General features: G+C 48.5%; 24 protein-coding genes. 6 read left to right on the forward strand and 18 right to left on the reverse strand.

Annotation, left to right across the window (positions count from 1 at the left end):
• Positions 1-356: 356 nt before the first annotated feature.
• A complete protein-coding gene (locus tag ACYVI9_RS03305) occupies positions 357-770 on the forward strand; it encodes a hypothetical protein (RefSeq protein WP_460760641.1) in 414 nt (137 codons plus the stop codon).
• A 151-nt stretch (positions 771-921) separates the two neighbouring features.
• Here ACYVI9_RS03305 and queA read toward each other — a convergent pair whose 3' ends face one another.
• From queA to ACYVI9_RS03325, 4 genes are all read right to left on the reverse strand, one after another.
• Positions 922-1971: a tRNA preQ1(34) S-adenosylmethionine ribosyltransferase-isomerase QueA gene (queA, locus tag ACYVI9_RS03310; RefSeq protein WP_460760644.1), complete on the reverse strand. Its 1050-nt coding sequence runs from the start codon at positions 1969-1971 to the stop codon at positions 922-924.
• A gap of 459 nt (positions 1972-2430) precedes the next feature.
• Positions 2431-4155, reverse strand: coding sequence for an ABC transporter ATP-binding protein (locus ACYVI9_RS03315; protein ID WP_460760646.1), 1725 nt, complete (start codon positions 4153-4155; stop codon positions 2431-2433).
• The gene (locus ACYVI9_RS03320; protein ID WP_460760649.1) at positions 4155-4544 is read right to left on the reverse strand and encodes a hypothetical protein; all 390 of its coding nucleotides are present in this window, start codon (positions 4542-4544) and stop codon (positions 4155-4157) included. The genes ACYVI9_RS03315 and ACYVI9_RS03320 overlap by 1 nt, the downstream gene beginning before the upstream one ends.
• A 38-nt stretch (positions 4545-4582) precedes the next feature.
• Entirely contained in the window at positions 4583-5353 is a 771-nt protein-coding gene (locus tag ACYVI9_RS03325) for an AMP nucleosidase (RefSeq protein ID WP_460760651.1), read from the reverse strand.
• A gap of 32 nt (positions 5354-5385) precedes the next feature.
• Between ACYVI9_RS03325 and ACYVI9_RS03330 the strand changes: the two genes are divergently transcribed.
• The gene (locus ACYVI9_RS03330; protein ID WP_460760653.1) at positions 5386-5832 is read left to right on the forward strand and encodes a type I restriction enzyme HsdR N-terminal domain-containing protein; all 447 of its coding nucleotides are present in this window, start codon (positions 5386-5388) and stop codon (positions 5830-5832) included.
• Here the strand turns inward: ACYVI9_RS03330 and ACYVI9_RS03335 are convergent.
• A complete protein-coding gene (locus ACYVI9_RS03335; RefSeq protein WP_460760656.1) occupies positions 5806-6696 on the reverse strand; it encodes a 3-hydroxyacyl-CoA dehydrogenase family protein in 891 nt (296 codons plus the stop codon). The genes ACYVI9_RS03330 and ACYVI9_RS03335 overlap by 27 nt on opposite strands.
• A gap of 86 nt (positions 6697-6782) precedes the next feature.
• Between ACYVI9_RS03335 and ACYVI9_RS03340 the strand changes: the two genes are divergently transcribed.
• Together ACYVI9_RS03340 and ACYVI9_RS03345 are read left to right on the forward strand one after the other, a co-directional pair.
• Positions 6783-7235, forward strand: coding sequence for a ribonuclease domain-containing protein (locus ACYVI9_RS03340; RefSeq protein ID WP_460760658.1), 453 nt, complete (start codon positions 6783-6785; stop codon positions 7233-7235).
• Positions 7232-7513, forward strand: coding sequence for a barstar family protein (locus ACYVI9_RS03345; protein ID WP_460760661.1), 282 nt, complete (start codon positions 7232-7234; stop codon positions 7511-7513). Before ACYVI9_RS03340 ends, ACYVI9_RS03345 begins: the two co-directional genes overlap by 4 nt.
• Before the next feature lie 35 nt (positions 7514-7548).
• Here ACYVI9_RS03345 and ACYVI9_RS03350 read toward each other — a convergent pair whose 3' ends face one another.
• Positions 7549-8190 carry a carboxypeptidase-like regulatory domain-containing protein gene (locus ACYVI9_RS03350; RefSeq protein ID WP_460760664.1) on the reverse strand — a complete coding sequence of 214 codons (642 nt, stop codon included), beginning with the start codon at positions 8188-8190 and terminating at the stop codon, positions 7549-7551.
• Between the two features lie 101 nt (positions 8191-8291).
• On the opposite strand from ACYVI9_RS03350, the gene ACYVI9_RS03355 reads away from it, so the two are divergent.
• Positions 8292-9365, forward strand: a complete 1074-nt coding sequence (locus ACYVI9_RS03355; RefSeq protein ID WP_460760667.1) for an Mrp/NBP35 family ATP-binding protein — start codon at positions 8292-8294, stop codon at positions 9363-9365.
• Positions 9366-9386: 21 nt separating this feature from the next.
• Here ACYVI9_RS03355 and ilvA read toward each other — a convergent pair whose 3' ends face one another.
• Positions 9387-10640: a threonine ammonia-lyase IlvA gene (gene ilvA / locus ACYVI9_RS03360; RefSeq protein ID WP_460760669.1), complete on the reverse strand. Its 1254-nt coding sequence runs from the start codon at positions 10638-10640 to the stop codon at positions 9387-9389.
• A gap of 175 nt (positions 10641-10815) precedes the next feature.
• Here ilvA and ACYVI9_RS03365 point away from each other — a divergent pair, with 175 nt between their 5' ends.
• Positions 10816-11961 carry a methionine aminotransferase gene (locus ACYVI9_RS03365; RefSeq protein ID WP_460760672.1) on the forward strand — a complete coding sequence of 382 codons (1146 nt, stop codon included), beginning with the start codon at positions 10816-10818 and terminating at the stop codon, positions 11959-11961.
• 15 nt (positions 11962-11976) lie between these two features.
• On the opposite strand, the gene ACYVI9_RS03370 is transcribed toward ACYVI9_RS03365, so the two are convergent.
• The 11 genes from ACYVI9_RS03370 to ACYVI9_RS03420 all read right to left on the reverse strand — a co-directional run bounded on the left by ACYVI9_RS03370 (position 11977) and on the right by ACYVI9_RS03420 (position 24331).
• Entirely contained in the window at positions 11977-13485 is a 1509-nt protein-coding gene (locus ACYVI9_RS03370) for an ATP-binding cassette domain-containing protein (RefSeq protein ID WP_460760674.1), read from the reverse strand.
• Between the two features lie 324 nt (positions 13486-13809).
• Positions 13810-15291, reverse strand: a complete 1482-nt coding sequence (gene ilvC / locus ACYVI9_RS03375) for a ketol-acid reductoisomerase (protein ID WP_460760677.1) — start codon at positions 15289-15291, stop codon at positions 13810-13812.
• Positions 15292-15343: 52 nt separating this feature from the next.
• Entirely contained in the window at positions 15344-15835 is a 492-nt protein-coding gene (locus ACYVI9_RS03380) for a DinB family protein (protein WP_460760680.1), read from the reverse strand.
• Between the two features lie 36 nt (positions 15836-15871).
• Complete coding sequence (ilvN, locus tag ACYVI9_RS03385; protein WP_460760683.1) at positions 15872-16459, reverse strand: acetolactate synthase small subunit; 588 nt, start codon at positions 16457-16459, stop codon at positions 15872-15874.
• A 69-nt stretch (positions 16460-16528) separates the two neighbouring features.
• Entirely contained in the window at positions 16529-17239 is a 711-nt protein-coding gene (locus tag ACYVI9_RS03390) for a class I SAM-dependent methyltransferase (RefSeq protein ID WP_460760685.1), read from the reverse strand.
• Between the two features lie 13 nt (positions 17240-17252).
• Complete coding sequence (locus tag ACYVI9_RS03395) at positions 17253-17825, reverse strand: O-methyltransferase (protein WP_460760688.1); 573 nt, start codon at positions 17823-17825, stop codon at positions 17253-17255.
• An 11-nt stretch (positions 17826-17836) separates the two neighbouring features.
• Positions 17837-19579 carry a biosynthetic-type acetolactate synthase large subunit gene (gene ilvB / locus ACYVI9_RS03400; RefSeq protein ID WP_460760690.1) on the reverse strand — a complete coding sequence of 581 codons (1743 nt, stop codon included), beginning with the start codon at positions 19577-19579 and terminating at the stop codon, positions 17837-17839.
• Positions 19580-19634: 55 nt separating this feature from the next.
• Positions 19635-20129 (reverse strand): DinB family protein, encoded by a 495-nt coding sequence (locus ACYVI9_RS03405; RefSeq protein WP_460760693.1) that lies wholly within the window; start codon positions 20127-20129, stop codon positions 19635-19637.
• Positions 20130-20184: 55 nt separating this feature from the next.
• The gene (ilvD, locus tag ACYVI9_RS03410; RefSeq protein ID WP_460760696.1) at positions 20185-21861 is read right to left on the reverse strand and encodes a dihydroxy-acid dehydratase; all 1677 of its coding nucleotides are present in this window, start codon (positions 21859-21861) and stop codon (positions 20185-20187) included.
• A gap of 63 nt (positions 21862-21924) precedes the next feature.
• Positions 21925-23046, reverse strand: a complete 1122-nt coding sequence (gene leuB, locus ACYVI9_RS03415) for a 3-isopropylmalate dehydrogenase (protein ID WP_460760699.1) — start codon at positions 23044-23046, stop codon at positions 21925-21927.
• Between the two features lie 124 nt (positions 23047-23170).
• On the reverse strand, positions 23171-24331 hold the full coding sequence (locus ACYVI9_RS03420; protein ID WP_460760701.1) for a 2-isopropylmalate synthase: 1161 nt from the start codon (positions 24329-24331) through the stop codon (positions 23171-23173).
• Positions 24332-24443 lie beyond the last annotated feature (112 nt).

Consider the following 24443-nt stretch of genomic DNA (forward strand, 5'->3'; position numbering starts at 1 on the left):
AAATTTTAGAACTCAGGTTATTGCCGAATAAATGGTTTGCATCAGGGGGTGGTTTTCATGTAATTTTGCATCATCAAACAAATCAAACCGGAACAGAGAGATCCAGACCGGTTGACAAGAACAAGCAAGAAGAATTAATACCGTTTCAACGGAAATTGACTAAAAGCACTTGAAAGGAGGAAATTAAAATGAACATTTCAACCAGAGCAGTTAACTAAAACAGGAAGGGCCCCCCTGCAGCGCTCAAAGTTTCTTTCAATCATATTCCGCATTCAAAACGGACGTTCGCATCACCGTTAGAGGCCGACGTAAATCTTGTAGGAATTAATTTATTAAACATATAAAACCTAAAATCCATGAAGAAGTATTTATCAAGAACAAAAGTATTCGTACTTATTGCAATCATTACATTAATCACCACCACCGTAGCCGCTTCCGTTTTAAAAGTAAAACTTAAAGACGATGATAAAGTGCAATTAAACTACGTCGGTAATGTAAACAAATTACCCGTGTACAGACTGTCTCTGAAGAACAATGCCGAAGCTGTTTACTTTGTTTCTATCAGCGACAAATCCGGTAACGTGTTTTATTGTGATCAGGTAGAAGGTGTAAACATTGTCCGCAATTATCAGCTAGATAATGAAGTGTACAGCAATGAATACGAATTGACATTCACTGTTACAGATTTGAATGGCAAGACCGTGGGTACTTATAATGTAACCCGCAATCAAAAAGTTGTAGACGAAATTTCAGTAGACGAAGTAAAATAAACAGCTTGAGAGTACAGATGAGCCGCTTCCTTTCGGGAGCGGTTTTTTTCGTTTGGGGCGGAGGGTGCCCGAAAAAAAACAGCAGCTGTCAATGGTCCAAAGAAAAGGCTGTCCATCGGGACAGCCTTACTAATAGTTGAAGGGTTTGGGGTTACAGGATCAATAATGCATCTCCGTAACTGAAAAACCGGTATTTATCTTTAATTGCTTTTTTATAGGCCTCTACTGCCAGTTCGTAACCTGCAAAGGCGCTGGTCATAATCATCAGGCTGGTTTTGGGCAGATGAAAATTAGTTACCAGCGAATCAGCGATATTAAAATTATAGGGCGGATGGATAAATGTATTGGTCCAGCCTTCTGATGCTTTTAATAATTTTTGAGCGGTCACCGAAGATTCCATAGCCCGCATAGTAGTTGTACCAATTGAACAGATCCGGTGATTGGTTTCTTTCGCTTTATTTACGATTTTACATGCCTGGTCATCGATATTATAGTATTCGGCGTCCATTTTATGTTTACTCAGGTCTTCTACTTCGATGGGACGAAAAGTACCCAGACCCGTATGCAGGGTGATTTCAGCAAAACGAATGCCTTTAATCTCCAGGCGTTTGATCAGCTCCCGACTGAAATGCAGGCCCGCAGTAGGTGCCGCTACAGCACCTTCATGTTTGGCATAAACGGTCTGGTAACGTTCTTTGTCTTCTTCGTCGGGTTTCCGCTTGATATATTTGGGCAGGGGTGTTTCGCCCAGAATCTCCAATTGAGCCCGGAATCCTTCCTCATCGCCTTCCCAAAGAAATTTAATGGTTCGCCCGCGGCTGGTCGTATTATCAATAACTTCAGCCACCAGCTCTTCATTTTCGCCAAAATAAAGTTTATTGCCGACACGGATCTTTCTGGCCGGATCCACAATTACGTCCCAGAGCCGGTTGGGCCTGTTGAGCTCCCGAAGTAAAAAGACTTCGATCTTTGCACCTGTTTTTTCCTTGCGACCGTACATGCGGGCCGGAAATACTTTGGTGTTATTAACCACAAATACATCCCTATCGTCAAAATAATCCAGAATGTCCCGGAAATACTTGTTTTCGATTTCGCCGGTATGGCGGTGAACCACCATCATTCGGGCATCTTCTCTTTTTTTTGCAGGATGTTGGGCGATCAGGTTAAGCGGTAAGTCAAATTGAAATTGTGAAAGCTTCATGTAAGGTATTCATTTTAGTGTTTCTAAACCAGTGAACTGCCAACAACCGAGGATTGTTTGGCTTGGTATTTCACATCAACCCGTCTACCGCTCCCGGGAGTTGGAAGACGGGTTGTCGATTCATACGTGTACTCGCAAGTCCCTTACGAGGTTTTTATGTCTTTTACTGACAAAATAGTGGTAAACGGCCTAGTAAAATATCCAATTACCCTTTGTTCTACCTACCAAAAGCTAAAGACTTTTGGGTTTTACAACACGTTTTATTGAAAATGATGACGAGAAGCTGAGGTTGGGGGGAGACTTTGTCTGTTTTGCCAGACAGGTTTTTCCATCCGAGCCCCGGTCTTACGGCACCGGTTTTCGATTTTGTGGCTGCAAAGGTAATATATTTACCCGATATATCAAGTTTTTTCCCTAAACAATGCGCTGTGTAAATGATTCTCTGATTCCTGAACGTTTTTAGCCCGCCTGGGGAATTGCTTCGATCAATCGGCGGGTATATTCCGTGCCAGGCGCCTCGTAAATCTGATCGGCGGGTCCCATTTCTTCGATCTTCCCTTTATTCATGACGATAATACGGTCACTGAAATAGCGGACAACCCCCAGATCATGGCTGATGAACACAATGGTAAAGCCGAATTCCCTTTTCAGATCGTTCAGGAGGTTCAGCACCTGGGCCTGTACACTCACGTCCAACGCGGACACCGATTCATCACAGATAATAAAAGAGGGCCGGAGGGCCAGTGCCCGGGCAATGACGATACGCTGCCGCTGACCTCCACTGAACTCATGGGGATAGCGATCATAATGCTCGGCCTGTAAGCCGACTTTTTTCAGCAGCTCGATGACTTTCTGTTTCCGGGATGCTGCGGTTGGTAACAACCGATGGACGATCAGCGGTTCTTCTATAGCAGCACCGATCTTTTTTTTGGGATTCAGCGAAGAATAGGGATCCTGAAATACGATCTGAAGGTGTTGCCGCAGTTGCCGGAGTTGTGGCGGCCTGCAAAGTCTCAGATTGGTATCCCGGTAAAAAATATTACCACTGGTGACTGCTTGTAGCTGCAGGAGGGCACGGCCCAGGGTGGTTTTTCCACAACCACTTTCGCCGACAATACCCAGGGTTTCGTTTTCAAAGACTTCAAAACTTAACCCGTCAACCGCCCGGATAAAACTAAGGGGCCGACCCAGCCAGTTTCTTTTATTGGGGAACCATACCGATAGATCTGTGACTTTAATAAGTATTTCCGGATCTGTGGTAGCGGGTTTCGTCCTGTTCAGCGGGCTTGTTTCGATCACCGAAACGGATCTCTGGTCAGGTGCTTCGGATGCGGGTTCCATAAAATCGCTGACGACCGGCAGGCGCTCACCCCGTTTATGGTTCACCGGCCGGCAAGCAATCAAAGCTTTGGTATAAGCAGCACCGGGCCTGCTGAAAATATCATTTACGGTTCCCTGTTCTACGATAGTCCCCCGGTACATAACGATGGCCCGGTCGGCGATTTGGGCCACAACACCCAGATCATGGGTGATAAAGATGACACCCATACCGGTTTCCTGCTGCAATTCTTTGATCAGTTCCAGGACGCTTTTCTGTACAGTAACATCCAGTGCTGTAGTAGGTTCGTCACAGATCAGCAGGGCGGGGCGGCAGCACATCGCAATGGCAATCATCACCCTTTGTTTCTGGCCGCCGCTCAACTCATGAGGATAGCGATCGTAAATAGATGAAGGCTGGGGGAGTTTTACTTTTTCGAACCATTGAATGGCCTGTTTTCTCGCTTCCTGCTTTGATATTTTCTGGTGTGCCCGCAAAGCTTCGGCCACCTGTTGACCACAGGTGAAAACCGGATTCAGGGAAGTCATCGGTTCCTGAAAAATCATGGCAATTTTATGACCCCGGATATGACGCAGTTGCTGTCTGGAACCTGCGCTGAGCTCGGTTACCTTTTGGCCGTCCTCACTGAACAGAATGCGCCCTCCTGTTTTTTGGGCCGGGGGAGTGGGTAGCAGACCCAGGATAGAAAGGGAAGTGACGGATTTGCCTGAACCACTTTCGCCTACCAACGCCACAATTTCACCTTTCTCTACCGTCAGAGAAATTTGGCTGAGGGCCGGACGTAACTGGCCATTGACCATGAAACTGATCGACAGTTCTTCAATAGCGAGCAGTGGATATTGCATTATTTGTTGATTCGTTCCAGAACTTTAATATTCAGTTTCTTCTCCGGAGTCGGGTATAAAGCCAAACATACGGCACAATTCTTTTCTGGACCATTCGTGATTTCAAAATAAAATTCATCGCCCTCCTTTAAATCCTTTGGCAGGTCACAGGGGTTTTTGACGGTAAATGCACTGGAATAAATTTTACCGGTCTGTGGATTGGTCCATAACGGCACTACCAGCGATTCATCTATCGTTCCGTCAGTGTTCGAAAAAGTATAATTCGAACAAAGCCCGGCGACTTCGAACTTGCCCTTGTATCTTTTACCGGTGGTTTTCTGGGCTATTGGGGTGCAGGCAGCCAGCAAGAGGATGGCTGCGATGCAAATCAGGAAAGGGGACTGTTTCATATTATAGGTATTTATTGATGAATGCAAATTAGTGGAGGTTAAAATTTAAGATGTCTTACCGTTTCTCCGTTTTTGATCAGTTGCTGTAGAGAAGCGATGCCGATTTTCAAATGATTTTCGACGTAGTTGAGGGTTACTTTTTTATCGCTTTCTTCGGTTTTTACCCCTTCCGGAATCATCGGCGAATCACTTACCAATAATAACGCCCCCGCCGGTATTTTATTATAGAAAGCTACCGTGAATATGGTGGCCGTCTCCATATCAATAGCATAAGCACGGATCTTTTTCAGGTATTCCTTAAAATCCTCATCATGTTCCCAGACCCTCCTGTTGGTCGTATAGACGGTACCGGTCCAATAATCTGTGCGGGCTTCCCGGATAGACGTGCTCACAGCTTTCTGAAGGGCGAATGCCGGGAGGGCCGGGACTTCGGGTGGAAAATAATCATTGGAAGTTCCCTCGCCGCGAATGGCAGCGATCGGTAGAATCAGGTCGCCGACCTTATTGCGCTTCTTCAATCCACCGCATTTACCCAGAAATAAAGCGGCCTGCGGCTCAATCGCTGTGAGCAGGTCCATAATAGTGGCTGCGCCGGGACTGCCCATACCGAAATTTATAATCGTTATATCGTCGGCGGTGGCGCATTGCATCGGTTTATCCAGCCCGATTACCTCCACTTTGTGCCAGGCAGCAAACAGCTTCACATAGTTACTGAAATTGGTCAACAGAATATATTTACCGAAATTTTTCAGGGATTCTCCGGTATAACGGGTCAGCCAGTTGGCGACGATGTCTTCCTTTGTTTTCATAAGATGCAAAATAAACTTTTATTTTTGGACCTATGATTTTAATAGAATACCCTGCACCGGATTTTAAAACGGAAATACGAAACGGGCAGCGTTATATATTTGATCAGCTCCGCAGAAAATGGCTCCTGCTTCAGGATGAGGAATGGGTACGACAGAACTTTGTCGGTTACCTGCTACAGGTAATGCGTTATCCAGCTACATTGATTGCCCTGGAAAAGGAAATTTATCTGGGTTCCCTGAAAAAGCGATTTGATATTCTGGTATATAACTCGGAGCATCAACCCTGGATGCTGATCGAATGCAAGCGAACCGCCGTTCCATTAACCGACCAGACCCTGCAGCAGATTCTGCGATACCATATTGCCATGCCAGCCAATTATCTGATATTGACCAATGGACAGCAGACCCATGGCTGGAAGAAGACCGACCAGGGATTTCAGGCCATCACCGCCTTACCTGAATTTCCCGCTCACCACTAATTCCTTACTGCCGGCAACATAGGTATAGAAACCTTCACCGGATTTAATACCCAACCGGCCCGAGGCAACCATATTGACCAGTAAGGGACAGGGCGCATATTTGGGTTGTCCGAACCCCCTGTGCATTACCTGAAGTATGGACAGGCAGGTATCAAGACCAATAAAATCTGCCAGTTGCAGGGGACCCATAGGGTGGGCCATCCCCAGCTTCATAATGGTATCTATGTCGCTGACGCCCGCAACGCCTTCCTGAAGGGTAAAGATCGCTTCATTGATCATGGGCATCAGAATGCGGTTGGCCACAAATCCCGGATAATCATTGGCCAGCGCAGGAATTTTCCCCAGCCTTTGACAAATGTCCAGAATCTGCCGGGTCACTTCGGGCGCTGTGGCATAGCCATTGATGACTTCCACGAGTTGCATTACCGGCACGGGGTTCATAAAATGCATACCGATCACCTGCTGCGGACGCTGCGTAACCGCTGCAATCTTGGTGATAGAGATCGAAGAGGTGTTGGTGGCCAGGAGGCAATCCGGCGGGGCAGCCCGATCCAGCTGTTCGAAGAGCTGCAGCTTTATGGATTCATTTTCAGTGGCCGCTTCCACCACCAGTGCCGCTTGTTCCAGACCCTGGTCCAGCCCGGTGCCGGTCTGAATACGATCCAGTGTGGCCTGTTTCTGGGCTGGGGTAAGCAGCGATTTTTTCACCTGGCGGTCCAGGTTTTTCTGGATGGTTTCCAAGGCCCGGTTTAATTGTGCGGCAGAAAGGTCGATGAGTTGCACATTAAAACCATGTTGGGCGAATGCATGGGCAATTCCGTTCCCCATGGTGCCGGCGCCGATTACAGCAATATTCTGGATCATATTGATAGGTTTTAAATCCTTCAAGATGCAGCAAAAATAGGATTCCCTGTACAAGCAAGTTATTATTTGCCTAAGTTTGTTCCGGTATGAAGAAGCATTCCAAAGCTATTTATCTGGTAATTGTACTCCTGCTGGCTGCAGGCTGGTATCTGTATAACCAGGGCGGAACAGCGCAGGGAGGGTCTTCAGAAGTATCGGCTACAGCGACCATAGCGGCAAAAACCCGGGAAGCGACCGTGATCGCCTACCTGAGATCCCACCAGCAGTTGCCGGATTATTACCTGACCAAAAAGCAGGCCCGGGCCCGGGGCTGGGATCCGGCAAGCGGTAACTTGTGTGACCTCCTGGAAGGATATGCCATAGGCGGTGATCATTTTTCCAATCGGGAGCGAAAGTTGCCGGTAGCATCCGGCCGAAAATGGTTTGAAGCAGACCTGGATTATGATTGTGGCCGTCGGAATGCCCGTAGGTTGCTTTATTCTTCCGATGGCCTGATCTATGTGAGCTATGATCACTATAAAACCTTTCAAAAACGATGAAAGAACTGGAATTTGATTTCTCCAGAATCGGGTCGATGACAGACTTCTATCAGATGGCGGGCCGTCGGTGGGACCTGCCCGAATATTTTGGCAATAACCTGGACGCCCTATGGGATTTTGTTACCGGTGATGCTGCCCTGCCCCTGCGGGTAAGGTTTGTACATCTTTCACTTTCACAGCTGGAGACCTTTGGTGGACTGATCGGCCTTTTTGAAGATGCGGCAACAGCCCTGGAAGGTGCTTTAGAATTTGAATATTATCTCAGCAAAGAATATTGAAACGGTCCGTCCCGCAAAGGACGTGTTGACAGCTATTATTTCTTCCGTTTAAAATCACCCCTTTTCCATGCTTTGATGAATTCCGACCAGGCGGCAGGATTAAATATGCCCTGCGGGGGGACCTGTCCCTGGTAACGGGCCCGTTGATACACCTGGTCCAGTTGCCGGCCGGTCATCTCCCGGCCATCATATGGTAATTTGGCAAGATAAGCTGCCCGGGCTTCCGGTGTATTGGCTTTACGTAGAATTTCCATCTCATCATCATCGACCTGGGCATTGACAAAATCACGGGCAAACTGTTCCTTGGTGGGACGGGGGCGTATTATCGCCACCGGCAGGTAGGCCGTATCCCTTACCATGGTCTTTACGATGCTGTACTGCGTCCCTTTCAGGGTGTCCGGAATCCGGACTTCCTCAGCCAGATAACTTACATGGGTAAACTCAATGATATCACCTTTCAATACTGCGATGGAGAATACACCGTCGCGATTGGTCACCGTACCTCTTTTGGTACCTTTAATCGTAATGCTGACTGCTGGAATCGCATCCAGACTATCGGCAGTCATAATTACACCATAAAGCTGCACCACTGAATCGCGCGCTTTTTCAAACTGCGCATTGGCCTGGCCCCATCCGAAAAAAAAGGTAACCGAAATAAACAGTAGTATTCTTTTCACTGCGTCAAAATTAAATACATGAATGTTAATAAAGACAACAATTTCACCCCGGAGGTGTTTAACTTTGTGAATTACAATTGAATTTAACATAAGCTTTAGTAATGACAAAAGAAACCATTTTGGAAGCGTTAAAAAAAGTGCAGAATCCCGACAATGGCACGGATATCGTGAGTTCGGGGGCGGTACAGAATTTGGCGATCGAAAAATATTATATATCTTTTAATCTTAATGTAAATACCGCCGACGCGGACCAGCGGTTGCAGTTGAAAAGCGAAGCCATCAAGGCCATCAAGGAAGAAGTGAATAAGGATGCCGTAGTTAAAATTAGTTTTGGTGCTCCCACCAGCCGGCCCGGCACTTACGAGCAGCAACCCGAAGCGCCGCTGGCTTCGGTAAAGAATATCATTGCGGTCATCAGCGGTAAAGGCGGTGTCGGTAAAAGTACCGTAGCGGCGAATCTGGCGTTGGCCCTGGGACAGGATGGTGCGAAAGTAGGTTTGATGGACGCCGATATTTACGGTCCCAGCGTACCCATTATGTTTGGTGTCAGGGGGCAGCGACCGATGATGCGGGATGTTGACGGAAAAGGTAAAATTGTACCGTTGGAGCGTTTTGGTATTAAATTATTGAGTATCGGGTTACTTGTCGACGACAATAAGGCGGTTGTATGGCGGGGCCCCATGGCCAGCAGCGCCATCCGTCAGTTTGTAACCGATGTGGACTGGGGAGACCTGGATTACCTGATAGTGGACATGCCACCGGGTACCGGAGACATCCACCTGACTTTATTACAACTGATTCAGGTAACGGGCGTCGTGATTGTCACCACACCGCAGGACGTAGCCCTAGCAGATGCAAAGAAAGGAATCGCGATGTTCGGTCAGGCTCAATTGCCGGCCCGGATTATCGGTCTGGTAGAAAATATGAGCTATTTTACACCTGCTGAACTGCCCGATCACAAATATTATATATTCGGAAAGCAGGGTGGCAGAAAATTGGCAGAACAATACGAATTGCCTTTTCTGGGAGAGATTCCACTGGTACAAAGCATCCGGGAAGGTGGCGATATAGGCGTACCTGTGATGATGGGCGACGATGCGGTCAGCAAAAAGGCTTTCCAGGATTTTGCCACTGCTGTTGAGGCGGGCATTAATAAGGCGCATCAGCCGGATTAAGCAATTCTATAGGGATCGCTGTTATACCAGGTAGCTGAACAGAGAATCGTCCTTGTTGAGTTCTTTATACTGCATACCCCGTTCTTCCAGTCTTTCCAGCAATCCCTGATAATCATCGCGATTTCTGAGTTCGATCCCTATCAGCGCGGGTCCCATTTCCTTATTGGTCTTTTGCATGTATTCAAACCGTGTGATGTCATCATCTGGCCCCAATACTTCATTGACAAACTGTTTCAGGGCGCCAGGTCTTTGGGCAAAGTTAACCAGGAAATAGTGTTTGAGCCCTTCGTATTGTAGGCTCCGTTCCTTTATTTCCTGCATCCGGTCAATATCATTGTTACTGCCACTGACAATACAAACGATATTTTTTCCCCGGATATCATCCTGCTGCAGATCGATCGCAGCGATGGATAAGGCACCGGCGGGCTCCACCACAATGGCATTCCTGTTATAAAGATTCAGTATGGTGGAACAGATTTTGCCTTCCGGAACGGCGATGACATCATCTAGCACTTTTTTGCAGCTATCGAAGGGAAGGGCACCTACCCGTTTAACTGCCGCACCGTCCACAAACCGGTCAATACTGTCGAGTGTGACGGGTTGGCCCGCTTTCAGTGCAGCGATCATCGAAGCAGCTCCCTCCGGTTCAGCACCAATGATGCGGGTTTTCGGGCTGACCGTTTTTAAATAAGTCCCAACACCAGCGGCCAGCCCGCCGCCGCCGATCGGAATAATAACGGCATCAATATTTTTCAGTTCGTCCCAGATCTCGACGCCTACAGTAGCCTGCCCTTCAATAATTTTTTTATCATCAAAGGGATGGATAAAAGTCATGTTCTGCTGCTCGCAGAACGCTTGCGCTGCGGCGGCACAATCGTCATAAGTGTCTCCTACCAGTTTAATAGTGATTTTATCTCCGCCGAACATTTCCGTTTGCTGTACTTTTTGATTCGGCGTAGTAATCGGCATGAACACAACACCATGTATATTCAACTGCTGACAGCTATAAGCAAATCCCTGTGCATGGTTACCTGCGCTGGCGCATACCACACCCCGGCTGGCGACATCTTTGGGGAGCGAAGAAATCAGATTGTAAGCGCCTCTTAATTTATAAGAACGTACGGTCTGCAGGTCCTCCCGCTTTAGATAAATATTGGCGCCATATTTTTTGCTCAGAAAGCTATTGTACTGGAGGGGTGTTTTCGTAACGATTGGTTTCAGCCGCTCGGCGGCTTCCAGGATATGATCGTATAATAAATTTGTATCGGATTGCATATTTTGAAACGTCGGTAAAGACCTTAAAATTACGAACTAATTGGCAGAGACCTGCGCTGCAGGAGCCCAATTCCCGGCGTATTCAATTTTATTTTTCCGGGCACCGGATACACAAAATTACTTGCGTCTGCCAGAGTTGCTGTTATTTTGCACCAAATATAACAGTGAACAAGTGATGGATATAGCAACGAAACATACGGCATCTTCTTTAAGTATTTTTGCAGTAATGACCCGGTTGGCAAATGAACATCAGGCCTGCAACCTGTCTCAGGGACTTCCGGATTATCCCGTCGCTCCTGAGTTGGGCGAATTACTCCGGGAGGCCGTTTCGGCCGGGTTTAACCAGTATGCACCCATGCCCGGCCTGGGTATGTTTCGGGAAAAAATCGCTGCTGATCTGAACAAGCGATATAGGTCGAACCACTGTTCCGCGGATATTATTACCATTACGCCGGGTGCCACCTATGGCATATTTACAGCTATGGCCACGCTGATCCGACCGGGAGATGAAGTCGTATATCTGGAACCTGCATTTGATTGTTACAGGCCCGCCATCGAGATCAATGGCGGCGTACCTGTCGCTGTCAGTTTGAAATCAGCCGACGGGTTTGCGCTGGATTTTGAAAAGATGGCGGCAGCCATAACGCCCCGCACCCGGGCCCTATTGATCAACACACCACATAACCCTACCGGATATGTTTGGACACAGCAGGACTGGCAGCTACTTGCAACCCTGGTCGCCGGACGACAGATCTATGTCATTTCAGATGAAGTGTACGATCATCTGGTTTTTGATGGGCAGTCCCATGCACCAGGTTTTTTGCAGGAAGCCATCGGGGAACAGGTGATTTCCATCTATTCCTTTGGGAAAGCCTTTCATATCACGGGTTGGAAAATGGGTTATATCGTGGCTTGTCCTCAAATCACCGCCGCCTTCCGAAATATACATCAGTATCTTGCTTACAGTGTTAGCACGCCAGCCCAGTATGCGTTGATGAAGTATCTGGAAATTGTAAAACCAGGCGCTGCTTCGGACCTGTTACAGGAGAAAAGAGACCGCCTGATTAACGGATTGCTGCCATCCCGATTGCGGCACCTGGAAATCAGTCGCGGAACCTATTTTCAATTATATGATTATAGCGCTATTAGTGAACTGGACGATCTTTCATTCGCTCAATGGTTGACAGTGGAACATAAAATCGCCACGATCCCACTCAGTGCCTTTTACAAAAGCGGCACTGACGATAGAATTGTCCGGCTCTGCTTTGCGAAAAGACCGGAAGTGCTGGATCAGGCAGCCAACCTGCTCAGGAATGTATGAGCAGGAGCTTGTTTGTTAATTGCTGATTGGTCCATTGGCCATCATGTGTCCCTGAGAAAGTACCAGTTTGTGCGTAAGACAGGAGGGGAGCTGTGATTCAAAATGCCCCACGTAAATAATCGTTACGCCATTGTTGCTGATCGCATCTATCAGATCGTTGAAATACCGGGTCTGCTGCCTGTCCAGTCCCTGACAGGGTTCATCCAGTACCAGTAGCTGCGGATTCTTGATGATGGTCCTTCCGAGTAAGGCCAGCCGCTGTTTGCCCAAAGGCTGGGTGGAAAGCAACTCATTTCTGATTTCATAGAGATCAAAAAAATGAAGCAGGGCTTCCAGTTGTTGTTTCTGGCTGTAACGGAGTCGCTGATATTGACCATTGGCATCGAAGAAGCCCGAAGCCAGGCTTTGGGCTACAGTGGCATTACTGTCAAAATACCAGTGGAGTTCCGGGGAGATCAGTCCCAGTTTTTTCTTGATGTCCCAGATACTTTCGCCACCTCCGCGTTGCACACCAAACAGCCGGATATCATTGGCATATGCCTGCGGATGATCGGCGGTGATCAAACTGAGCAGGGTAGACTTTCCGGAGCCATTAGGACCTTGCAGGAGCCAGCGTTCACCGGCACGGACCTCCCAATTGATGTCGGTAAGTACCTGCTTGGCTTCGTAGTGAATACTGACATCTTTCATCCGGATCATATCGGTACTGCTGTATGCCGGCGCCTGTTTCAGAAATTCCGGAATTGGTTTCAACGGGATTGGCGGACTGGACCATTCGTCGTCATTTATCTCCAGTCTTCCCTCTCGGAGTCGCATCCTGTGGGTGGTGCCTGCAGGCAGTTCGGGATCATTGCTGAGCAGTATCAACATGCCTGCTTTCAGATATTCATCCAGTAACCGGTTGAGGACCTGACGTGAAGCGCTGTCCAGTCCGGTATAGGGCTGGTCGATGATCAACAGGGCCGGCCGCAGCCAGAGGGCTTTGATGAGTTGTAACTTTTTATGTTCCCCGCTTGAAATTTCAAATAGCTGTTCTTCCAGTACCTGACTGTAGTTCAGTTCCTGCAGCAGGGTTTTCAGCCGATCCGGATTCAGTGCATGCTCCTGGCCATAAAGATCCAGTTCCCGGGCAATACTGACCGTTTCCTTTCTTTGCTGGTGATTGTAACGTTGCTGATAATAAAAATTGCGGTCCCCTTCCAGATTGGTGAACCGGTACCAACTGTCAACAAATAGTATCTTGTCGGCCATACCGGCACCTCCGGTACCATTCATAAGGATGCTGCCTTCCGAAGGTAGTTGTCTCGCAATCGCTCGTCCGAGTGTGGTCTTTCCGACACCACTCTCACCGCTGATGATCAGACACTGACCAGTTTCAAGTTGAAGGTCCAGCTGGCTGATAACTGTTTTCAGGCCATATCGGACCTGGAGATTTTCTATTTTTAAATAACTCATGCTGTGAATGGAGCGTAATACCCATGCATGGCCCTGTGGATGTGGTGTAAGCGACACGCTCTTTAACACTTACATCGTCAAAATTAAAGTTCTGAATGCAGGTTATATTGAAATATATCATTCGTGATTACCCCTGTCAAAACACAGCCCAGGGCCCATGTCTTCAAAGTTGCAACCAGCACCCTGCGGGTTCCTGTTTGGATGCGGGTAAATGCAGGCACGGGGTGCCGGTTTCCTTCCTGCTATCGATTGATCAACAGGTCCGCCATAAGCGCGGCCGGCCTATCGCTCATTCCGGGATATATTTGAAAAGATCTGTTTTAAAAAATGCGCGCCCGGATTGGCGCGCATCTAAGTTCTGTATAAAGGACCAGGTCGGAAGGACGGTTGAATTTAAGCGGTTTTTATCGCTTTCATCGCGGTCATTGCTTTGCGCAGTGTTCTACCCACTTCTTCTACAGGATGATTTCGGATGGCTTCATTGATTTCCACCAATTGCTGGTTATCAACACCCCCGTTCTTGCCTTCATTGAAGTTTTTGCCTACCAGGTCGGTATCGACGGTTTTCATGAAATCAGCCAACAGCGGCTTGCAGGCCTGATCGAACAGGTAACATCCGTATTCGGCGGTATCTGAGATCACCCGGTTCATCTCGAAAAGTTTTTTACGGGCAATGGTATTGGCGATCAGCGGCGTCTCATGGAGGGACTCGTAATAGGCAGACTCTGGTTTGATACCGGCTTCCACCATGGTTTCAAAGGCCAGTTCCACACCTGCCTTGATAAAAGCACTCATCAGCGTATAGTGGTCGAAATATTCCTGTTCGCTGATATTCATGTCGCCGGCAGGGGTTTTTTCAAAAGCAGTTTCGCCGGTTTCAGCCCGCCATTTCAGCAGGTTGGCATCACCGTTGGCCCAGTCTTCCATCATGATGCGGCTGAATTCACCACTCATAATATCGTCCTGATGTTTTCTGAACAAAGGCCGCATGATTTCTTTTAGTGTCTCAGCGATTGTAAATGCCTTGACTTTTGCCGGGTTGCTCAGCCGGTCCATCATACCGGTTACACCGCCATGTTTCAATGCTTCGGTAATCACTTCCACACCATATTGCACCAGTTTCGAAGCGTAGGCCGGATCAATTCCTTTTTCGATCATTTTATCAAAGGAAAGGATTGAACCGGTTTGCAGCAAGCCGCAAAGAATGGTTTGTTCGCCCATCAGGTCCGATTTTACTTCGGCTACAAAGGAAGATTTTAACACCCCTGCACGATGGCCCCCTGTACCCACACAGTAGGCTTTGGCTTCGTCCAGTCCCTTACCCTGAGGATCATTTTCGGGGTGTACGGCAATTAGAGTCGGAACACCAAAGCCCCGCAGGTATTCAGCACGTACCTCACTACCCGGACTTTTGGGAGCTACCATGATTACGGTAATATCCTTACGGATCTGCATGCCCTCTTCCACAATATTGAAGCCGTGGGAATAGGATAGGGTGGCACCCTGTTTCATCAGCGGCATTACCGCACTTACCACCTGTGTATGTTGTTTGTCCGGAGTGAGGTTAATGACCAGATCAGCTGTGGGAATCAGTTCCTCATAAGTGCCCACCTTGAAATTGTTATCCGTGGCGTTTTTCCAGCTGGCCCTTTTCTGATCAATTGCTTCCTGACGAAGGGCATAGGAAACGTCCAGTCCGCTATCTCTCAGGTTCAGACCCTGATTCAGCCCCTGCGCACCGCAGCCTACAACTACAATTTTTTTACCCTTGAGGGCATCTACGCCGTCCAGGAATTCATCCTTGTCCATAAACTCACATACACCAAGTTGATTTAATTGCTCTCTGAGTGGTAATGTGTTAAAATAATTTGCCATTTTGTTGTCCGTATTTAATTTTTGTGATTTTGAATTTTACTATCTTGTTGTTTTAGGAGGCAACCCGCGGGTTCTCTTGCCGAAGCGCTAATATACGCTGGTAATCCCGGATCGTCTGCCAATGACAGGTATCGTGCATGGCCACAGTAACCAGCATATCGTTGATAGTCGTCACACTTACGCCAAAAGTACCCGTGGTGTAGGCAGTAATATCGCGGAAACTTTCTTCCTGTGTTAACGCTTTTTTTACCGTTGTTGTGAACCGGTCGGAAAGTTCAATCAGGGCTTCTACCTGGGCTGCTGACACCGGTTCCCCGGGTTTGCTGCCTTTTCGGAATAGTTCCACATAAGGAATAGAAAAGTCCGGGTCCGCTCCGGTAGCCTTAAAGACCAGGCTGTAGCCGCTGACCACGATATGTCCGAAATTCCAGGCGATATTATTGTTAAAGCCTTCGGGGATGGTATTCAGCGCTTCCGGGCTCAGCGACCGGACTATGGTAATTACTTTTTTACGGATACTGTCGATATTATCTAGTACAAACATATTTATTATCTTGTCTGGTTTGGTTCCTGAACAGGATTACATAGTAAACACCTGTTCATTGTCGTTTAAAAATTCATTTTCCACCAACTCTTCTCCCGGTTCCCTGCTTTCAAATTCTTTGAGTTTACGGTGGAAACCTTCACTGGCTTTGATGATAGCGATCCGGGCACTGCGCACAAATTCAATCAGTCCGAATTCAGCGAATTTAGTCACCAGGCCATCCAGTTCCTCCCTTTGGCCGGTGGCTTCGAAAATGGTATAGTCTTCCCGAATGGCGACAACCCGGGCGCCATACTTACGCAGAAAACGCTCCACCACGAGCTTTTCTTCCACAATGGTAGTGGGAACCTTGTATAAAGCCATTTCCTGCCAGATGATATCCTCATCTGTATTATAATAGGCTTTTAATACTTCCACCTGTTTTTCAATTTGACGGCAGAGTTTCTTTACGACTTCTTCAGTTTCATTAATGACAATGGTGAACCGATGAATGCCTTCTACTTCAGAAGGACAGGTATTCAGGCTGTCAATATTGATTTTTCTGCGGGAGAAGATGGTGGAGATACGGGACACAATCCCGATCTGATCTTCCGTGTAAACCGTGATGGTATAAACCTGTTTCATTCCTTACTATTTAAATTTTTAAGGATCGCCGGCGTCTTGACGCCCGGAGATCCGTTGTTTGCTGTACTTTTATTTTACGGCACCGAAAGCTGCAAAGCACATATGCTTGTGCAATAATTCAGTTTTTGTAAATCCTGTTTTTTTCATCAACTCCAACTGATAGGTAACCGGCCTTGGGCTGTCTTCTTTTTCAATATAAGCCAAAACCTTTTCCCGGTAATCCTGACCACCGATATCTTCCAGATAAGCGCCGTACTGCTCCCAGCTGTAGGCGGTAAGTAGTTCCGTTTCCTGGGTGACCAGGTCGGAGATCATCAGACAGCCGCCGGGTTTCAAAAGCCGATAGCATTTGGCAAAAACTGCTTCCCAGTCTGCATCATCCCTTAAATGATGCAATACCGCGCCAGCCAGGATGATGTCAAAATGCTGTTCCGGTAATTCCAGGTCCCGGATATCTCCTTGCAGGATATCCACATGGCCCCGGGTAGCGGCGCTGACCCGTTCCTGCGCCTTTTGTAGCATCGGTCCGCTTAGATCTGCCAGGCTGCAATCGAGATCCGGCAGTTTGGACAACATCATCAGGGTGTAATTGCCTGCACCGCATCCGATATCCAATACGGTACGGGCGCCCGGCACCAGCCTTTTCGCTGATTCGGTAATCAACTCCAGCGACAACCTGGCGTCGATGGTAGACACTTGTCCGGTATCCAGATGGGAGAACCGCTCCACATCTCCGTCAAAACGGGCCCTGATTTCTGCGATGGTTGATTTTTGCTCCATTACTACCACTTCATTAAATTTTTGCTGCGATGAGGATGCCGGTAGACCATTGTAATCGGGTTACCGCGAGATCCCTGCGGGTTTCCAGATCGCTGATCAACTGATTCACCCGCTGGTCATGCCCTGCAGGCCAGTTGGGCTGCGGCAGCATGTCATCAATAATATACAGGCCGCCGGGTTGTAACAATGCCAGCGTTTCACTGAGTCCTTCATACTTCCCGGGCATGGCGTCTGCAAAAATCAAATCAAATGGTTGGGTGCCGGCCTGCTGCAACCAGGTCTGGGCATCAGCCAGTATAAAGTCAATCCGGGGATCCGGCAGGAATTGACGGGCAATATCCAGCAGGATCGGGTTATTGTCGATGGTCGTCAGCCGGCTGCCTTCGTCCATGCCTTCCAGAATCCAGGAGGTTGCCAGACCAGTTCCGGTACCTAATTCCAGGATCCGTGCCGACTTTTTGGAACGGGTCAGGGTTCGTAGCAGGCTTCCCGTCTGTTTATCTGACGCCATGGGGAAAGCTGCCCGTTCTGTCTCCAGCCGGATTGCTTCATAAGAGGCCGGTATGTCGGTAATGGCTCCCTGCATTTGCAGTTTTTTTATTTTAACCTGATTTCTGCCACACTACAACCCTGCGGAACCATCGGAAATACATTGTTTTCCCTTCCGGTCATTACTTCCAGCAAATAGGATCCTTTGTGTTCCAGCATGGTCTTAACCGCCTGTTTTAATGAGGCCCGGTCAGCTACCCGCTGCCCTTCGATGTAGTAGGATTTGGCCAATGCCACAAAATCCGGACTGGTTATATTGACAAAAGAATAGCGTTTGTCATGGAACAACTGCTGCCACTGACGTACCATACCCAGAAATTCATTATTGAGAATCAGGATTTTTACCTCAGCACCAAACTGCATGATGGTTCCCAGTTCCTGCAGGGTCATCTGGAAGCCGCCGTCGCCGATGATGGCCACTACGGTTCTGTCGGGAGCACCGTATTTGGCACCGATGGCCGCTGGCAGACCAAAGCCCATGGTACCCAGTCCGCCTGAAGTAACATTGGAACGGGACTTGGTGAATTTAGCATAACGACAGGCCACCATCTGGTGCTGACCCACATCGGTTACAATAACCGCATCACCGCCGGTTAATTCATTGAGGAGTTCCATTACTTCCGCCATGGAAAGTATGTCGCCCTCAGGATGCTTCTCCGGATAAATACACTGGGCCTCTTCCTGACGGGCATATTCCTTAAATTGTTCCAGCCAGGCGCTGTGCTCTTTTTTATCGATCAGCTCCGTCAGCAGGGGCAGGGTTTCCTTGCAATCCCCCCATACCGGAACGGCCACTTTTACATTCTTGTCTATCTCAGCAGGATCAATATCCAGGTGAATGATCTGCGCCTGTTTGGCATATTTGTCCAGTCTGCCGGTTACCCGGTCATCAAAACGCATGCCTACGGCGATCAGTACATCGCATTCATTGGTCAGGACATTGGGGCCGTAGTTGCCGTGCATACCCAGCATACCCACACCCAAAGGGTGGTCCGAGGGAATGGCACTTTCACCCAGAATGGTCCAGGCGGCAGGTAAATTCCCCTTTTCAATCAGGGCTTTGAATTCCGCCTCCGCGTTGCCCAGAATAACGCCCTGGCCGAAGATGACAAATGGTTTTTCGGCTTTATTGATCAGTGCAGCAGCCTGTTCAATATATTCTTTGCGCACGATGGGTTTGGGTCGATAACTGCGAATATGATTGACGGGCTTATAGCCCTCATAATTGAATTGCTGGATCTGTGCATTTTTGGTGATATCAATCAGCACTGGTCCGGGCCGGCCGCTGGCAGCGATATAAAATGCCTTGGCCAATACATGCGGGATCTCGGTCGGATCGGTTACCTGGTAATTCCATTTGGTCACAGGCGCCGTAATATTAACCACGTCTGTTTCCTGGAAGGCATCGGTACCCAGCAGGTGCGCAAACACCTGACCCGTAATACACACGATCGGTGTGGAATCAATCTGGGCATCCGCCAGTCCGGTAACCAGATTGGTGGCGCCAGGGCCGCTGGTGGCGAAAGCCACGCCTACTTTCCCGCTGGTACGGGCATAACCCTGTGCGGCATGAATACCGCCCTGTTCGTGACGGACCAGTATATGCTTCAGGCGGTCGCTGTAATCGTATAATGCATCATAAATGGGCATAATTGCACCGCCGGGATAGCCGAAAATGGTATCCACGCCTTCGGCAATTAATGCTTCCAGCACAGCCACACTACCACTAATTTCCCGTGTTGGTGGCGCTGTTTCGGGGGCGGCTGTTTTTGTTGCTGTAGTCGTATCCATATGCTTTGATTTTTCTATTAAGTTTTATGTGCTCCGGCATTGCCGGATGAAATTTTTAATCGATTCGAAAATAATTGACCATATCGGTACTGCTGATCTTCTCAAAACCTACCGTTCTGAACATCGTTACCAATTGACCCCGGTGATAAGTGCTGTGATTGAAAAGATGCGCGAGTACCTGATAATTCGGCGTCCGGAAAGCCATGCCATTCAATCTTCTATATTCCAGCACCCGGTCAAAATCAACTTCCTCCATTTGGTCAATATGCGTTTTAATGGACGCCGAAACCTTTTCCCAGAGCTCGATATGCTCCGATTTGCTGCCCCGGTAACTGCTTTGCAGCCAGACCGTATTTTCAAGTTGCTGTAACCGTTGCAGCCAGATATTTTCAGCACTGATTATATGCAGGACGGTAGCGGCGATACTGGAAAAACTGCTGGTCACCGGTTGCTGCCACTGCTCATCATCCAGGGCGCCGATCCATTGCCGGACTTCCTGGTTGGCCCAGCAATTATAGCCGGCCAGTTGTTGAAAATAGGCTTTCGTCATTGTCAATATTATATCATTCCTGAAGACCGGTAGGCAGGCATAGCACCGGCCTGCCTCAGGCGTCTGTTACGCAACCTTCAGAAGCGTCTTTTACAAGTTTGGCATATTTAAAAAGAACGCCGTTTTTTGCCTTTAGTTCCGGCTGTGTCCAACTGGCACGCCGGCGCGCTATTTCTTCATCGGAAACTTTCAGGGTCAGGGTATTGTTGACGGCATCGATTTCAATAATATCATCATCAGCTACCAGACCGATCAACCCTCCGTCGAAAGCTTCGGGCGTAATATGGCCGACGACAAAACCATGGGTACCACCACTGAACCGGCCATCGGTAATCAGGGCAACCGATTTTCCCAGTCCTGCTCCGATAATGGCCCCCGTGGGCTTGAGCATTTCCGGCATACCCGGGGCACCTTTGGGACCTTCGTTTTTTATGACGACCACGTCGCCTGCTTTCACTTTGCCATTACCCAGTCCTTCGATGAGTCGCTTCTCACCGTCAAACACCCGGGCGGTTCCTTCAAAGCGTTCTCCTTCCTTGCCACTGATCTTGGCGACACTACCTTTTTCAGCCAGGTTGCCATACAGAATCTGCAGGTGACCGGTTTTTTTAATGGGATTTTCCAGGGGATAGATGATATCCTGCGTGGTAAAATCCAGGTCCGGAACTGCCTCCAGATTTTCTGCAATACTGCGGCCCGTTACCGTTAAACAGCTACCGTCAATCAGCCCGTTTTTAAGCAGGTATTTCATCACGGCCGGCACGCCACCTTTTTCATGCAGGTCCTGCATCAGGTATTTACCGCTGGGTTTAAAATCTGCCAGCACCGGTACCCGGTCACTGATGGCCTGAAAATCATCCTGGGTCAGGTTGATGCCCACAGATCTGGCCATGGCCAGCAGGTGCAATACCGCATTGGTACTGCCTCCCAGGACCATGATAACCGTAATGGCGTTTTCGAAAGCCTTAGGGGTCATGATGTCGCGGGGTTTAATATCTTTTTCCAGTAAGAGCCGGATGTATTTACCTGCCTCCAGGCATTCCTGTCTTTTATCCTCACTCAGGGCCGGATTGCTGCTGGAGTACGGCAGGCTCATGCCCATGGCCTCTATGGCAGAAGCCATTGTATTGGCGGTGTACATACCACCACAGGCGCCGGCTCCAGGGCAACTGTTTTTTACGATGCCCTGAAAATCGGCTTCGTCCAGCTGACCAGCTATTTTCTGTCCCAGGGCTTCAAATGCAGATACAATATTCAGGTCCTGTCCCTTATAATGGCCTGGGGCAATGGTACCACCATAAACCATAATAGCCGGCCTGTTCAGGCGCCCCATGGCGATCAGGGAGCCGGGCATATTTTTATCGCAGCCCGGCACGGCAATCAGTCCGTCGTAATATTGGGCACCGCAAACCGTTTCAATAGAATCTGCGATTACATCGCGGCTGACCAGTGAATAGCGCATCCCATCGGTTCCGTTACTCATGCCATCACTGACGCCAATGGTATTAAAAATCAAACCCACCAGGTCATTGTCCCAGACACCTTTCTTGACTTCAGCGGCCAGACCGTTCAGGTGCATATTGCAGGGGTTGCCGTCATAACCCATACTGACGATTCCTACCTGCGCTTTCTTGAGATCGTCTTCCGTCAGACCCAGCGCATATAACTGTGCCTGGGCAGCAGGCTGTGTGGGGTCCTGCGTAATCGTTTTCGAGTATTTGTTTAATTCCATTGTATCGGTTTATAAAATCTGTTCTGTTTATGATCGGGGGCTGTCCAATATTCGGCGTTTGGGCTAAATGATCGTGGACTTCCGTAAATTAATATTTTCACTTTTGCCCGAACCAGGTATCAGACCGTAGATATAATCGCTGATAAGATCACCCACATCGGAAGTGGAGTAAGAACTGCCCGGATTAATATCCCTGGTCACAAAACCATTGCTTAGGGTCCAGCTGATGGCATCTCTTACCAGACCGGCTTCTTCGGGCAGCTCCAGGTAGTCCAGTAGCATGGCAGCTGATAAGACCGCACCTACCGGATTGGCGATATTTTTACCCTTGGCCTGCGGATAAGAACCGTGTACCGGTTCAAAAAGCGCGACGGTATCTCCGACAGATGCCGAGGGCAGCATGCCCAGCGAACCGGTAAGCACGCTGGCTTCATCACTTAGGATATCACCAAAAAGATTTTCAGTCAGGATGACATCAAACTGGTGGGGATTAATGATCAGTTGCATAGCAGCATTATCCACAAAGAGATAGTCTACCTGTATATCTGGATATTGTTGTGCGATTCTTTTAACCGTCCTGCGCCATAACCTGGAAGTTTCCAGTACGTTGGCCTTATCGATCAGGGTCAGTTTGCGGTTACGGCGGCCCGCCTGTTTAAAAGCCAGTTCAGTGATCCTTTCGATTTCCTCCCGATGATATACACAACTGTCCGATGCGAAGTCCGCATTGTGCTCCTGAGGTCCGAAATATATGCCTCCGGTGAGTTCCCGGTAGATAACAAAATCGATCTCTGTACTTAGTCTGGTCTTCAGCGGAGACAGATGTTGCAGGGAGTTGTAGGAATGTACCGGCCGGATATTGGCAAAAAGGCCCAGCGCCTTGCGTAACTGAAGCAGCCCCTGTTCTGGTCGGATTTTGGCGTCAGGATCATGGTCATACCGGGGATCGCCGATCGCACCCATCAGGATGGCATCGCTGTTCAGACAACTGGATACCGTGGCTTCGGGAAGTGGCTGGCCGGTCTTTTCCATGGCGGCTGCGCCGATCAGGCAGTAATCGAATTCAAAGCGATGACTGAATTGTTCTGAAATAGCGTTCAGCGCCTTGACGGCCTGTTCTGTAACTTCGGGGCCGATACCATCCCCTTCAATAACTGCGATTGATTTGATGAAAGGTTTTTTCATGATGCGTCAGATTTAGGATCCGGTGCCATCAAAAAAATCCCTTCAGGAAAGTAGAGGTGATTTACTATGGTATCGGGTATGAACAATGTAATTTTTATTGTTTTGAATGAATGGGTGGTAAAATTTATGCCAGGGCTTTCATATTATCAGCCAGGGCTTTTAAATCACCGTCCTCCACTTCTTTTTTCAGGTCAGCAACATCCAGGAACTGTTGGTACAGGACGTCCACCTGATTGCGGTCAAATTCATAACCCAGATTCTTGAATCGATAGGCCAGGGCGCTGCGACCGCTGCGGGCTGTCAGAACAATACGACTGGTATCGGCTCCGACTTCCTCAGGGGCAATAATCTCGTAAGTCGTTGCTTCTTTCAGGAAGCCATCCTGATGGATGCCGGAGGAATGGGAAAACGCGTTGTCTCCGACGACCGCTTTATTGGGCTGGACCACCATGCGCATGGTATCTGATACCAGCCGGCTCATCGGGAGTAACTTCTTGGTGTCCACTGAAGTACCCAGTCCCAGTTCGGGATGTTTATTGATCACCATTACAACTTCTTCCAGGGAGGTGTTACCGGCCCTTTCTCCGATGCCGTTAATGGTACATTCGATCTGGCGGGCACCCGCAACGGCACCGGCAATGGAATTGGCGGTAGCCAGTCCCAGGTCATTATGACAATGGCAGGAAAGAATGGCCTTATCGATATTGGGCACATGGTTGAACAGATAACTGATTTTTTCTCCGTACTGATGCGGCAGACAGAATCCTGTCGTATCCGGAATATTGACAACGGTGGCACCGGCTGCAATTACGGCTTCTGTCAGGCGCGCCAGGAATTCCAGATCCGCCCGGCCGGCATCCTCTGCATAAAATTCCACATCGGGTACCAGATTACGGGCCAGTTTTACTGCCGCTACGGCTCTTTCTATAATATTTTCCCGGGTCGTATTGAATTTGTATTTGATATGATTGTCTGAGGAACCGATACCGGTATGAATCCGGGGTCTCAGCGCCGGTTGCAGGGCCTGGGCGGCTACTTCAATATCCTTGGCCACGGCGCGGGTCAGGCCGGTTACTGTGGCGTTTTTAATAACTTTGGAAATCTCATGTACTGAATTGAAATCACCGGGACTGGAAACAGGAAAGCCTGCTTCGATGATGTCCACGCCCAGGGATTCGAGCTCAAGCGCCAGTTTTATTTTTTCCTCTGTGTTTAACTTACAACCCGGAACCTGTTCACCATCCCGGAGTGTGGTGTCGAAAATAAAAACTTTGTCTTGTGCCATAATTGAAAACGTTGTAGGTGAAAAATTTGCGGAGTTTTTTACTGTCGATTTACAACAGATAATTCCGTATATTAAAAGTACTTATTACTATATTGTAGGGAAAACTATAATA

The sequence above is a fragment of the Niabella terrae genome (assembly GCF_054783135.1).